At 62.0% G+C, this 12,319-nt stretch carries 15 protein-coding genes; 2 read left to right on the forward strand and 13 right to left on the reverse strand.

The features are described from left to right. Positions 1-5 precede the first annotated feature (5 nt). Positions 6-734: an NAD(P)H-binding protein gene (locus tag DB30_RS14260; RefSeq protein ID WP_240480231.1), complete on the reverse strand. Its 729-nt coding sequence runs from the start codon at positions 732-734 to the stop codon at positions 6-8. 65 nt (positions 735-799) lie between these two features. On the opposite strand from DB30_RS14260, the gene DB30_RS14265 reads away from it, so the two are divergent. Continuing rightward, entirely contained in the window at positions 800-1,825 is a 1,026-nt protein-coding gene (locus DB30_RS14265) for an aldo/keto reductase (protein WP_052549048.1), read from the forward strand. 28 nt (positions 1,826-1,853) lie between these two features. Here DB30_RS14265 and DB30_RS14270 read toward each other — a convergent pair whose 3' ends face one another. The 9 genes from DB30_RS14270 to DB30_RS14310 form a co-directional block, all read right to left on the reverse strand. After that, complete coding sequence (locus DB30_RS14270) at positions 1,854-2,258, reverse strand: hypothetical protein (protein WP_146658866.1); 405 nt, start codon at positions 2,256-2,258, stop codon at positions 1,854-1,856. Positions 2,259-2,321: 63 nt separating this feature from the next. Further along, on the reverse strand, positions 2,322-3,413 hold the full coding sequence (locus DB30_RS14275) for a WD40 repeat domain-containing protein (protein ID WP_146658868.1): 1,092 nt from the start codon (positions 3,411-3,413) through the stop codon (positions 2,322-2,324). A gap of 1,063 nt (positions 3,414-4,476) precedes the next feature. Further along, positions 4,477-4,791, reverse strand: coding sequence for a hypothetical protein (locus DB30_RS14280; RefSeq protein WP_146658870.1), 315 nt, complete (start codon positions 4,789-4,791; stop codon positions 4,477-4,479). Positions 4,792-5,476: 685 nt separating this feature from the next. Further along, positions 5,477-5,710, reverse strand: a complete 234-nt coding sequence (locus DB30_RS14285; protein ID WP_052549055.1) for a hypothetical protein — start codon at positions 5,708-5,710, stop codon at positions 5,477-5,479. Positions 5,711-5,819: 109 nt separating this feature from the next. Next, positions 5,820-6,272, reverse strand: coding sequence for a DUF7919 family protein (locus tag DB30_RS14290; protein WP_052549057.1), 453 nt, complete (start codon positions 6,270-6,272; stop codon positions 5,820-5,822). A gap of 86 nt (positions 6,273-6,358) precedes the next feature. Further along, positions 6,359-6,919 carry a hypothetical protein gene (locus DB30_RS14295; protein WP_052549058.1) on the reverse strand — a complete coding sequence of 187 codons (561 nt, stop codon included), beginning with the start codon at positions 6,917-6,919 and terminating at the stop codon, positions 6,359-6,361. 63 nt (positions 6,920-6,982) lie between these two features. After that, entirely contained in the window at positions 6,983-7,279 is a 297-nt protein-coding gene (locus DB30_RS14300; RefSeq protein ID WP_205632979.1) for a MafI2 family immunity protein, read from the reverse strand. Between the two features lie 137 nt (positions 7,280-7,416). Then, a complete protein-coding gene (locus tag DB30_RS14305; RefSeq protein ID WP_153258321.1) occupies positions 7,417-7,587 on the reverse strand; it encodes a hypothetical protein in 171 nt (56 codons plus the stop codon). 629 nt (positions 7,588-8,216) lie between these two features. After that, positions 8,217-8,591 (reverse strand): hypothetical protein, encoded by a 375-nt coding sequence (locus DB30_RS14310; protein WP_146658872.1) that lies wholly within the window; start codon positions 8,589-8,591, stop codon positions 8,217-8,219. Between the two features lie 689 nt (positions 8,592-9,280). On the opposite strand from DB30_RS14310, the gene DB30_RS14315 reads away from it, so the two are divergent. Next, complete coding sequence (locus tag DB30_RS14315; protein ID WP_146658874.1) at positions 9,281-9,532, forward strand: hypothetical protein; 252 nt, start codon at positions 9,281-9,283, stop codon at positions 9,530-9,532. A 92-nt stretch (positions 9,533-9,624) separates the two neighbouring features. Here the strand turns inward: DB30_RS14315 and DB30_RS14320 are convergent, their stop codons facing one another. From DB30_RS14320 to DB30_RS14330, 3 genes are all read right to left on the reverse strand, one after another. Next, positions 9,625-9,900, reverse strand: a complete 276-nt coding sequence (locus DB30_RS14320; protein ID WP_052549066.1) for a hypothetical protein — start codon at positions 9,898-9,900, stop codon at positions 9,625-9,627. Next, positions 9,900-10,517 carry a hypothetical protein gene (locus tag DB30_RS14325; RefSeq protein WP_146658876.1) on the reverse strand — a complete coding sequence of 206 codons (618 nt, stop codon included), beginning with the start codon at positions 10,515-10,517 and terminating at the stop codon, positions 9,900-9,902. Before DB30_RS14325 ends, DB30_RS14320 begins: the two co-directional genes overlap by 1 nt. A gap of 947 nt (positions 10,518-11,464) precedes the next feature. Beyond that, positions 11,465-12,277 (reverse strand): hypothetical protein, encoded by an 813-nt coding sequence (locus DB30_RS14330; RefSeq protein ID WP_146658878.1) that lies wholly within the window; start codon positions 12,275-12,277, stop codon positions 11,465-11,467. Positions 12,278-12,319 lie beyond the last annotated feature (42 nt).

Here is a 12,319-nt window from a genome sequence, read left to right on the forward strand (position 1 = left end):
GGGGATCAAAGACACCCGCGGAGTCGCTCGGTGTCCGCGAGCTCCGCGTGCTCGCGCGCGCCACAGGCGAGCTCGACGATCGCCGCGCCCAGCTGCGCCCCGGTCAGCGACGCATAGCGAGCCTGCAGCCGCTTGGCCCCCAGCGCCCCGAGCACGCCCAGCAGCCCGTCGCCGACGATCGCCCCGACCCGCTCGGCCGCGCGGGTCTCGTCGCGGTCGTCCCCGGTGATGAACCCTGGCCGGACCACCAAGTAGGGCAGCCCGCTGCCCCGGATCGCCGCCTCTACCCGCTTGCGCACGCCCATGTATGCGTTGACCGAGCGGCCGTCAGCGCCCAGCGCAGACAGGTACACGAAGCGCGGGTTGCTGCCGCACGCGAGGGCGGCCTCGAGCAACATGATCGACAGGCCGTAGTCGACCGCCTCGTAGGTGTCCGCGACCTTCGACCCGGTGCCCGCGCCATCGTTTTGCTTGCCGCGCTTGCGCGTGGTCCCGAGCAGCGCGTGAACTTGGCTGGGCTGCAGGCGCGTGAGCGTGGCGCCGATCTGCTCGAGCGTCCACGCGCTGGTGTCGACGCGCGCGCCGAGGCCCTCGAAATGTTTGCGCCAATGCTCGAGCCGCGAGCTGTCCGGCCGCACGTGGGCGACGGTCTCGAGTCCTCGGGCAACGCTCTCGCGCACGACCTCGCGGCCGGTGTAACCGGTCGCGCCAGCGATGAACACGGGTCCGGGCACGGCAGCCGCCAGTCTATACCATTGCCCTGTCAGATCGACCGACGGCTCGGGCATCATCGCGCGCGATGGAGTACCGCAAGCTCGGACACAGTGGCCTGAAGGTCTCGACCCTCTGCCTTGGAACCATGACCTTCGGCGAGGCCGACGAGACGTCCTTCATGCACGGGGTTGGCGCGAACGAGGCGACCTCGTTTGCGATCATGGACAAGTCGCTCGACGCCGGCATCAATTTTTTCGACACCGCCGACGTCTACGGCAACGACGGCCTGACCGAGCGGGTGATCGGCAAGTGGTTCACCCAGGCCAAGCGCCGCGACGAGGTCGTGCTCGCGACCAAGTTTCGGTTTCGCATGGGCGAGGGCCCCAACAACACCGGGGCCTCGCGGCGGCGGATCGTGAAGACCGTTGAAGACAGCCTGCGCCGGCTCGCAACCGACCGCATCGATCTCTACCAGATCCACATGCAAGACATCGACACGCCCGAGCAAGAGACCCTGCGCGCCCTCGATGATCTGGTCCGCGCAGGCAAGGTGCTCTACATCGGCGCGAGCAACTACGCGGCCTACCGCCTGACCCAGAGCGTGATGACCAGCGAGCACCAGGGGCTCGAGCGCTTCATCGCGCTGCAGGCCCAGTACAGCCTGGTGACCCGCGACATCGAGCGCGAGCACGTGCCGGCTTGTCAGGCCCACCAGCTCGGCATCATTCCGTGGTCACCGCTGGCCGGCGGGTTCTTGACCGGCAAATACGAGAAGGACGGCGCGGCCCCGGCAGGCAGCCGCCTCGACAAGTGGAAGCAGCGCTACGCCGGCTTCAACACCCCCCGCAACTGGGCGATCCTCGAGGCCGTCAAGGCGGTCGCGGCAGCGCACGAGTCAACCCCGGCCGCGGTCTCGTTGGCGTGGTTGCTGAACAAGCCGGCGGTGACCTCGGTGATCTTCGGAGCGCGCAGCGTCGCCCAGCTCGACGACAACCTCAAAGCCGCGGCGCTCGAGCTGAGCGAGGCCGACATGCAGCAGCTCGACGAGGCCAGCGCGTTCGAGCTGGGCTATCCCTACGGCTTCATGAAGGACGTGCAGTCGCGCTGGTAGTGGGGGGCAGCGTGGACGGGTGGGTGGCCTATGGCCGGGATCCGCCGATGAAGTAGATCTCGACTGTCGCGCGCCCGTTCGCCGCCTGAGCTGAGATTGCACCTTGTTGGTCGCCCTGGTCCCAGGCGTTCTGCGCTGGGCCGCACAACGACTTGAGACCGAACCCCACGCCATGCGGACGGCGCAGCGCGTGGATCCACTGCGGCACGATGTCTGGCTCGAACAGCGTGTAGAAGTGGAGGTAGATGTGTCTTGGAAGGTGCTTGCGATTGCGGATCGACCCGCAGTTCAAGACCGAAGCCAGGCTTGTCAACGACTTTGCGGAGGTTGGGACATTGGTGTGTACTGGCGGCGACAGCTCCCCGCCGAGACTCGAGCACGCGATGCCGAGGTCGGCTTGGGAGATGTTGAGGAGTAGGAAATGACCGGCCACGTCGACATGCTATGCGGTGGTCTTGGGGGGATGTGACCCCTCATTTTCGAGGGCTTCGCGGGGTCACGGTGGCCCAGCATTCGCCATGGTCCATACAGCCGCCGTCTTATCGATGCTCGTTGTGAGTATGTAGCGGCCACTCTCGTCAAAGCTCACGTCGGTGATACGCTTAGAGTGAATACCCAACGTGGCCAAGGATTCACCGGTGCTTAGTTTCCAGGTGCGAGCCACGTGGTCCCATCCTCCTGTGACGAAGAGGCTTCCATCGGGAGAGAACTCGATGATGTCGATGGTGTTGTCATGGGCGTTGATTGTTTTCGAAACGAGATCTCCGTTTGTAGTGTTCCAGATACGAATGCTGCCGTCATCCCCTGCGGTGATGGCTTTGCTTCCATCTGGGCTGATTTTTCCGGTCCAGAGGGGTCCCGAATGGCCAACTAGCGTCTTGATCGCGTCGCCTGTGTGAGCGTCCCACAAGATCGCTGTTTCATCCCAACTCACGGTCAGCGCCCTGGAGCCGTCTGGGGAGAGGGCGATATCCATGATCAACTTGGAGTGACCTTCCAGGCTCTTGCGGGAGCCCGTCTGCAGGTCCCAGAGCGAGCCACTCTCGTGATTTCCCGCGGCTGCGATTGTCTTGCCATCTGCGTCGGAACAAACAGTCCAAACTTCGTTCTCGTGTCCATCGAGTTCGTTGAGGAGTGCTCCCTCGTTTACGCTCCAGATCCTCACGGCACCATCACGGCCACCGACGAGTAGCCATGGCGGTCCGTCTGCGAAGCTAGCCGTGGTCGCGTCGCTGGCGACGACCTCGCTGTTCGGGCCACCAGTGGGTTTCCACAGCACCACAGCATCGTCCTCCCCTAGGACTGCGACCTCTCCTTGGGTGCTGATATCGACTGACTCAGCGAACGGGAGCAGCAGGACGGGGGGCCCGAGGCGTTCTCCAGTCTCGAGCGACCAGCGCTGGGCTGCGCCGTCGCTGGCGTAGGTCACGACAACTCCGCCGCGCGAATCGAGTTTGCCTCCAGTCAGGCCGGCCTCGTGACCTTTCAGGATGAACTCGGGCTGCGGGTTGGAGCGAGGAACAGCGCACCCGGTCGCACGCCCACATCCGATCGACAGGGTGAGCGTGAGCAGTGGGAGGGCCCTCATGGGCGTCACTGTAGCAGGTGCCGGCCGCACTAGCCTTCCAAGTTCAGTGCATTGACGTTCATTGGCAACACGTGGCACCCTGATCTTGGCCTCAGGCGCGTAGTCCACCGTGGCAGCGAGATAGCTGGCGGTGGGCCCGCCTGGTCGATCGGTCAGCTATAGGAAAGGCGGTATACGTCAGTTGGAGGAAAGAATGGAGAAGCCAAGCCACAGTTCTCCCGCCGGGGTTGCCTAGTGTCGCTCCCGGTCGAGGCGCCCAGTTGGGCCACATTCGCCGTCCTCGTCTCGATGTTCGTGAAAATCGGAGTCTCGCAGGCTGAGCGCAATTTGGCGATTCAACTCTCGGTGCCCCACGACGACAGCGAGCACAGTCGTCCCTACTCGAGGTAAATCTTATTCCGGGAAAACAGGATCCTGGAATCGAGACAAATGCCCCGAACTCATGAACCATTTCGACCCGCACCTCAACAACGGTTCCAACCGGAAAGGCGCTTTTGTCACCGAGCCAGCTAGTTTGATTCTTTCCAGTCATGCTCCGGTCTGTACAGGTGCCGCGCCCGCGGATGGCGAATTTGGGTCGAACCGCCAGTTCCTGTAGGCCGTGGCCGCGGCGGTCGCCATCGCGGCCATCGTGTTCTGATTGACGAGCGCTGTCCAGGTGGGAAGAGCGGCGGTCGCGTGATGAAGACCCCCGTGCGTCGTCGGTATCTCCGACCCTGCTCATCATCGGCGTCTCGACGACAACACGGCAGGTTGTGGGCCGGGGCCATGACCACTCCCACTGCTCAGTTGTGCCCGATGAGCGGATGCAGAGCCACTGGGCCTTCGGGCAGGGGGCACGCTAGTGCGGGGCCAAAATAGGCGCGCCCTGCGGGATCTGAGGTGGCGAACATCAACTTGCGACCTAGCTGTCGTGGTTCTCCACAAGCAATCCTCGGTGATAGCCCCGGCGCTTCGGCCAGGTACTGATCTATCCGTTGTTTGTCAAGATCGCTGTTCATGATGGCATAGTGGAAAGATTGTCCCCGGTGGCCTCACGCGTGGTTGCCCGCTTCGGGCAGGATCAGCTCAGGACCACTATTCCTTCTTGTGGTAGACAAATCCTCATCCTATCCGCTATGCCTGTTGGGTCACCCAGATGCCGAGCTTCGCGGACGTACCGAGGGTGTTCCTGGTCGATATCGATCCTCAACTCGTACTCATCGCTGTGTGTCTCGTGCCTTTTGAGAGTCAGCGAGACAGATTCGAAACCGCTAGTTTTCCAGAGGCCTTCCTGTGCTGCGGCAAGCGAGATGCCAACGACCGACATGATTGCAACGAGAACGTCGTCGATGGGCAGGGTCGTGTTTAGCGTGAGGGCTGTCTTTGCGGCAGTCATCGATTGCTCTGCTGAAATGAAACGGCGTTCCGCCGCGGCCAAATGGTAAGCCCTCGCGCGCCAACTATGGGACAGAGCTCCTGGGTCAGATGCATCCGGTCTAGGGGGCACTCGCGGTCATCGTCGCGGGGGGAGCAACCCGAACAGAATACCGCCGCCGACGCCGGAACTGACGGTAGCTGCTTTCGCCCAGCGATCGAGACGTTGACGTCGATCCCGTGGCGCTCACAGAACGCAGTGCGGTGCCGGCCGCTCGCGCGCCAGTCCGCGACGACGGTGGGCGCGTCCACACCGTCCCGCTCGTTGGTGGCGTAGGCTCGGTAAGCGTGGCCACGATCCTCACCCTGAGTTCACTAATTCGGGATACTCCTCGACCGGAGACTCACATCGCGCCAAGTAGTCGCTGCCCGTTTGGGTAGCCCACTCGGCGACACATTCTTCGCATACCTCTTCCTCCGCAATGTGACTGTTCCCTGGAGATCGGACGCAAGCGGGACACAACGAGTACCAGCCGAACTCATCCAGCTGAAGATAGATTTTGATGGGCTCACGGGACGCTATTGCTGACGCTGCGTGCTCGCAGAATCGGGGGGCGAACCGCATTCCGTGTCGGGCGCATTTGAGCCTTGCCAATGTTACTTCCTCCTCTTCCTCTTCAGGTTGCTAGCGAGACGCAACATGGTGGTCACTCAGCATCCTCGAGATCGGCGGAGTCGATCAAGGCCGCGTCATCGGGATGAAGAAACGCGCGGTATTGCACTCGAGTCTTGCCGTGCTCTGAGCGAATATGATCCACGATAATGTGGCCCTCGTCCAGCCTGTCCCATATTTCTGGATGCCTTGCTTGCCAGCGACGAAGATCCTTGGTCGCATCCTGCTCAGATGTAGGGCCCTCGATGACCCGTTCTACTTTGTCCATGGTTGCCTCGGTCGCACAACGGGGCGAGCAGCCGCCGCTTCTTCGGAGCGTGGTTGGGGTTGTCCGAGCGGGTGCTCGGCCAGGAAGAGGAAGCAGGGCAGCACGTCGATCAATCCCGATCACCATAGCGCTTGACTAGCTTAGCATAGCTCCCTTCAGGCGTGTTCCAGAGTGCGGGGAAGGGGGGAAGTGCGAGGAGTTCATCAACGACTTCACGAGGTGGCATGTATTGGTGGGCCGTAATGTAGTGCAGGATCAGGCTTGGCGCGATGTACACCGTCTCACTGAGCTTGGAGGGAATCCAAATATCTGACATCCCAAGCAGCGTGCTCTTCCCGTCAATATCCGCGTAGATGTCACTGTCCCCACAAAAGGGGCACCCATGTATGCCTCGCATCGCGTTGAGGTACAGAGGAATGGCCGCCTCGATCCTGGCGATGGCCTGAGCAGGAACCGCCCCCTCGAGGAAAGGCGCGTCCAGGTCGAGCCATCCCACGTTGAGAAGCGATGCCCTCGACCTGAGTTTGGTGTAGCTATACTTGCTGAGGTCACTATATCGCATGTAGAGGCCTCATCGCTGCCTTGTCGCACATGTTGGGTACGAGAAAATCGGAGAGTACTCGCATGGGGTAAGATCCTCGTACCAGCTCATTCGTGACCCGACGCGTGTGAGGCATTTTCGCTCGTCTCCGGTCGAACGAATTGCTCGATGTCCTCTAGCGGTCGGGCCAGGCCGGTCTTCAGCGCGGCGCGTTCGCTGGACCCGTACCCGACCTCCGAGCCGTCAGGTGAGATCGCAGCGAGCAGCGGCCCGAGCCCGTCGCGGGTGCTCGACGACGTGAACACGGTCACCTCGAGCGAAGACACGGCAGCGGTCGCCATCGCGGCTATCGTGGTCGGGTTGACAAGCATTGTCCAGTCCTTGTTGACGTGCTGCCGAGTGATCACCCGTAGGTCACGGGTGATAGTAAGATCTCGCTCCCCACCGCCGACTGCACGTAGCCGTCGCCGGGCCGGCGCTGCGCGTCGTAGGTCGCGCCCACCCTTGGTCTCGTAGCTCGTCCCGCCGCCAAGGTCCTCGATGCCCAGGAACGGCCGCCCGAGGCTATCGAAGATCATCTTGCTCGGCGTCTCGCGGCGCTCGTACGCGAGCTCGGCGATGCGGCGTTCCTTCTGCGGGTGAGGATCGCTCGCCTGTTGCCGATCCACCGTACGTCGGGGCTGGTGTCCGCCAGTACGGGCTTGCCGTCTTAGGTGCACTTCGGGCAAGGATCACCCCTTGCGGCCAAACACGACTCGGCCCGGCAACCCGATTTCGGCGATTGGTCCGTCGTCGACGATGACATCGACGTCGAGATCAATGCCCTGCACCTGAAGTGCCTCAAACTCAAATGTGATGTCTTCGATCTCTTCTCGATCATCGGAGCTGTCCCGCTCAATTACAAACCGTAGGTGCACCTTGCCTGGCTTCGGTGCATCGAGTGTCACCCAGCGTAGGTTCGGCGAGACGGCTCCTATCATTGCCTGGACAAGGTTTAGGACCTGGGTGTTTTCTTCGATGAGAGTCATGGCGGTACCTGGAGGACGAACATGAGCGTACAGGACTCTCGGGCTGTGACCAACTCGGGATCATACGTGAATGCCGACGTCACGGACACCCCTTAGCTCGAGCAGGGGGAACTCGCCTACCAGTTAGTCATCATCGTCTATTTGTTCGTGTAGATCGCCGCGGCCGAGTTGCGGGGGAGCGCGGCGTGGGTGCTCGGCGACGTGTACACGGTCGTCTCGAGCGAGGACGCGGCGGCAGTCGCCATCGCGGCGATCGTGTTCCGGTTGACCAGTACTGTCCAGTCCGGCAAGACCGGTGCCGACGACACGCCTTCATCCCTCGTGGCGATCGCCGAACTTGCGATCGCCGGCGACTTCACGACGAGGCCGGAGCGACCGCCACCACCTATTGACTGCTCACTTGTCCACGGTGGACGAATCTGAAGGTACCCGACCTGCGGGCAGGGATCACCCGGACTTCTCCCCAGATCAGGTCACTCCCCAAACCGACTGGTTCCGAGCCCGATTTCTGGTGGCCCGCCCTCAGTTAGGTTCCACAGTCGACTCTCACAATCAACCCCTGCCTGAGAGACCCGGCGGCACAGCCAATCAACTTCACTCTTGGTCCCTTGCCAAATGACACCCGGCATTGCCTTGAGCAATCGGGCGACATCCCGTGTGTCCAAGGATAGCATTTGCTTCATGATCAGCCCAGCCCGCGCCCTCCCCGACTTCTCGGTCGGGACGACCACGAGCATCCAAAGCCCTTCCTGTCGGATAATATACTCCCGATAGCGTTTGGGAGGGAAGCCCAGGTCATCGGATTCCTGAACTAGGCCACAGGAAGCACAGTGTATGGACAGCGACCATACCAGGACTCCGTCGGCCCGAAGATACTGCCCAACTCCCGTGTCGGTCAGGTTTCCGCAGTGGGGGCACGGCTCCAGGATTGCGGACATCATTCGATCCCTTTCACCCGCAGATAGCGGTTTGCAGTCCGGTTGTTCGCGCGGATGCCACCGGCGGAGTCGCCTTGGACGCCGGCGTCGGCGAGCCCGTACGCGACTTCCGAGCCGTCGGGCGAGATCGCGGTCAGCACTGGGCCGAGCGCGTCGTGAGTGCTCGACGACGTGTACGCGGTCGTCTCGAGCGAAGACGCGGCGGCGGTCGCCATCGCGGCCATCGTGTTCGGGTTGACCATCAATGTCCAGTCGGCGAGACCGGCGAGCCTTCGTCCGTCGTGGCGATCGCCGAACTTGCGATCGCCGGCAACTTCACGATGAGGCCGGTCGGCCGGAGCGACCGCGACCACTGCTAACTGCTCACTGCTCACTGCTCACTGCTCACTTGTGCACGCTGGGCCAATGTGAAGGTACAGGACCTGCGGGCAGGGATCACACGACGGGCATCTTGGGCCTATCGAGCACCCCTTGGGGCCGCAAACCGGACCCCGAACGGGCGGCGGACGGGATTGCTGGTGTCGTGGGCGATGGCAGCGACGATCTATCACTCATTCCGTACATTCAGTGTATGGACACCCGCTCGCTCGTTCGCCAGAATTGCCAAGTATAGCTTCCCCGACTTAGTTTTGGGCCCATCACGGCCTCAGTCGCAATTGCAGATCCCCGCTATATATGCATGCCGACAGCTACCGTCGGTGGGTGATGACTGACTCGTAGGGTTGGGGTTCTGTCGGAAGGTCTCGGTAGTCAATTCCCCCGTCGGCCTCCACCAGTAATCTGAAAACATTGTGAGACTCAAGTGTTCAAAGATGGCAACCAGTCCCAGTAGAGAAACGGGATTGTCGGCGAAAAAAAAATCCCACCCGCCGCGCTCGGCGCACACAGTTTCGCCGTTGTCTACTGTCCAAACCTGAAAGCCCTTCTTGGAAAGGACATTGAGAGCAGAATTGTACATGTTCACGTGTTCGCTCAGTGCCGGCATCTTTGATCTCCTCACCTTCGTTCAGGGCTACGCCATGCGTGAGGTCCGCACTGCGGGCGTGGCCGTGCTCGAGCCGCGGTGCTTGCAGTCGACGGTCTGCGCACCGCGCTCGTTGTACCCGTACGCGACCTGCGAGTTGTCGCGGGAGATAGCGGTCAGCACCCGCCCGAGCGCGGCGTGGTGCTCGACGAAGTGAAAGCGGTCGTCTCGAGCGAAGACGCGGCGGCGGTTGCCATCGCGGCTATCGTGTTCGGGTTGACCGGCACTGACAAGTTGGCGAAACCCACTCCCGGCGACGCCTGCTCACTTGCCCATGGTGGACGAATATGAAGGCACAGGACCTTCGAGCAGGTGCCGGCGGCACGCGTGATCCCTGCCGGCGGCACGCGTGATCCCTACCCCCGCGTGATCCCGCTGCCCGCCTACGCGCGGTGCACGTAGGGACCGAGAAGAACCTCTAGTTCATCATCGGTCGTCTGGCCGTCGGTGTCGCCGAAGCCGACCCAGCCGGAGATCTCAGCAACGCGGTCAAGCGGGATGGCGAAAGTCCGGGTCAAATAGGCAGAAACGAGCATTCGACCTTCCCCAGGTCCGTCCACTTCCGCACGCCGACGCACCATCCGGATCAGATCTGCAACGGTTGAACCGCCCCTGGCCTGGGCCCGCAACGCCTCCTGAATGTTCGGTTCTAGATTCATCAGGGCGTCAAGGCTGGTTTGAGGTCATTGTACCAACCGTGCAACACCGCCAGCAGTTCCGCCGCGTGCGGGGCCTTTGTCGCACCAATCTCCCGGACAATTCCGTGCGCTACACTTGAAAATGATGCGATCGTGTCAAGATGCACCTCCGCACACAGCTTGTTGTCCCAGGTCTTCGCAATCTGAAGTGGTCGGATGCAGAGCGCAACTCCCTCGGGCGGTGAGGGTGCATCCACCAGGCTGGCGGCAGTCTTTGATTTGAGTAGGTCCAGGAACCCTTGCAGGGCGTCAGCGATCTCGGTGAGGCCATCAACGTCAGTCTCGGTGCCCTCAATCTCGGGCGCCAGGTGAGTCGCCATCGCATGGGCGAAGGCAACGGCATCTGCGCTGAGCGCGAGTCCTCGGTATTGCCTCCACGGCAGGCGCACTGCGTATTTCCCTGCCCCCATCTGGAAGGCACTTGCGCTCTCAATTTGCGTTTTCATCGGTTGTCGCCTGATTTTCGGGGTGAAAATGATGAAGGGTGAAGTTGACGTCAAAATGTCACTCACGAACGCCGAGGCCATCGCCGCCATGTACACGGTCGTCTCTAGCGAAGGCGCGGCGGCGGTCGGCATCGCGGGTATCGTGTGCTGGTTGACGAGCACTGTCCAGTCGGCGAGACCGGCGCCCGGCGAGGCGTCTTCATCCCGTCATGGCGCTCGCCGAACTTGCGGTCGTCGGCGACTTCACGACGAAGCCGGTCGACCGGAGCGACGGCCACCACCTGTTGGTTGCGCGCGCATCGACTACGTCAGCGGCGACGTGTACCTGATCCCCCTGCGATCGCCAGGATCCTTCGGGCAGGGATCATTCGGCTCAGGCAGGCAGAACTCGCCAAGGAGGCTCGTGGGACACTCGGAGCGACTCCCGACCGAACAACCTAGCGGTTGCAAGCGCCGCCGCACAGGCAACGGCGTCGACGGTCGTATCTACTGGGGAACCCTGAATGACCGTGACGACAACTACACCCGCAGGAACCTCTCCAAGAATTGAGAGGGCATCTTGGACGCCCGTGAGTGCACCCTCGCACCAACCTGGCGCGGTCTGCTCATCTATCTCCCCGTTTTCCCGACTGGGTCGCTTGCCAAGCGCCAATTCGGCGCTTGTCCGCCCTTTCGTGGGGTCGGGGACAAACTCGAGCCTCACTCGGGCAAAAACGGTAATGCCCCCGCGAGTCTTCAGAAACCTTGCCTCTGCTTTCATAGAGTTGCTTACAAGTGTGACAGGAGGCGGACCCGCTGTCCGCCCGCGTACTGGAAGTAGACGTCTTGCGAGGCCACCGTGCAGTGCCGCAGCTGGTCGAGTTCGAGCGTCGGCGACTTCGGGACCAGGCCCGTCGGCCGGAGCGACCGCGACCACCTGTTGACTGCTCACTTGCCCATGCTGGACGAATATGAAGGTACAGGACCTTCGGGCAGGGATCACCCCGACGATGGTGGGCGTCGGCAGCCTCGCATGCGAGGTACTGCCGCACAACTAAAGAAGGGCCACAAAATTCAACGAGCTCACACACCTCCAGGGTTCACCCGGGCACCTCTTGCGCTTCCACGGTGGTGGACTCTACCCGCCCACCTTCGACCCAAAGAGTGAGTCCAAGACTCTGCGCTTCGTACATCGCCGTATCATCGCCCCAGTGCTCCGCTCGCACAAGAACCCGTCCGAGGAGGCTTTCCACCGCCGGTATAGACAACCCGAGCAACTCGCTGCTACCCAGATAGCTCAGTGACCTGACGCATTCCACGGCCGTGACCGTTCCGTCATCGACCTGAACACGAGCCTCCTCATCGCCGACTCGATAGACGTGCCAGTCGGCCCCCTCGCAGGAAGGTTCGAGACGTGCGAGCTCAATCTCCGGTAGCGACGGCAGCGGCTTGCCGAACCGAAACGGCCCACACCGCAACCCAGGAATCCAATCCCAATTCATGGCTCGGAGTTCGTCATGCGTATCGTCTTCCGAATTGTTCATCACATCACCTTTTTGAAGAACTCTCATTTGTGACCCGAGGCGTGTGGATGCATGTTCGCCCGTCTCCGGTCGAACGAACTGGCCGATGTCCTCTAGGGCATCCTCCACCTTGCCACCAACCTCCGGGTCAGACCGCAAGGCCAACAGCGGACCGATCACACGCTGGCAATTTAGGCGTCGGTGAATACGTGCCACGTGACCGAGGCCAGTGGCAGCGACACCACGCAACCACACGTCTTCGGATGACTGCAGCCAGTGCAACAGCAGGTCCTCGAGCCACTTTGGATCTGGATCATGCAGCGCAAGGCGTGTCAGAGTTTCCGCCACCCTAGCGCGTTCGCCGGTGGCGAGTTCTCCGGAAGTTGTCAACAAGTTTGATACCAGTTGGCACAGAGTTTAGAGAGCAACGGG

Source organism: Enhygromyxa salina (assembly GCF_000737335.2).
Classification (GTDB): Bacteria; Myxococcota_A; Polyangia; order Nannocystales; family Nannocystaceae; genus Plesiocystis; species Plesiocystis salina_C.

What these genes read in the sequence shown, in the direction of transcription:
- DB30_RS14265 (WP_052549048.1), top strand. Translation starts at nt 800, where the DNA reads ATGGAGTACCGCAAGCTCGGACACAGTGGCCTGAAGGTCTCGACCCTC.
- DB30_RS14275 (WP_146658868.1), bottom strand. Translation starts at nt 3,413, where the DNA reads ATGAGGGCCCTCCCACTGCTCACGCTCACCCTGTCGATCGGATGTGGG.
- DB30_RS14280 (WP_146658870.1), bottom strand. Translation starts at nt 4,791, where the DNA reads ATGACTGCCGCAAAGACAGCCCTCACGCTAAACACGACCCTGCCCATC.
- DB30_RS14285 (WP_052549055.1), bottom strand. Translation starts at nt 5,710, where the DNA reads ATGGACAAAGTAGAACGGGTCATCGAGGGCCCTACATCTGAGCAGGAT.
- DB30_RS14290 (WP_052549057.1), bottom strand. Translation starts at nt 6,272, where the DNA reads ATGCGATATAGTGACCTCAGCAAGTATAGCTACACCAAACTCAGGTCG.
- DB30_RS14300 (WP_205632979.1), bottom strand. Translation starts at nt 7,279, where the DNA reads ATGACTCTCATCGAAGAAAACACCCAGGTCCTAAACCTTGTCCAGGCA.
- DB30_RS14320 (WP_052549066.1), bottom strand. Translation starts at nt 9,900, where the DNA reads ATGAATCTAGAACCGAACATTCAGGAGGCGTTGCGGGCCCAGGCCAGG.
- DB30_RS14325 (WP_146658876.1), bottom strand. Translation starts at nt 10,517, where the DNA reads ATGCCGACCGCCGCCGCGCCTTCGCTAGAGACGACCGTGTACATGGCG.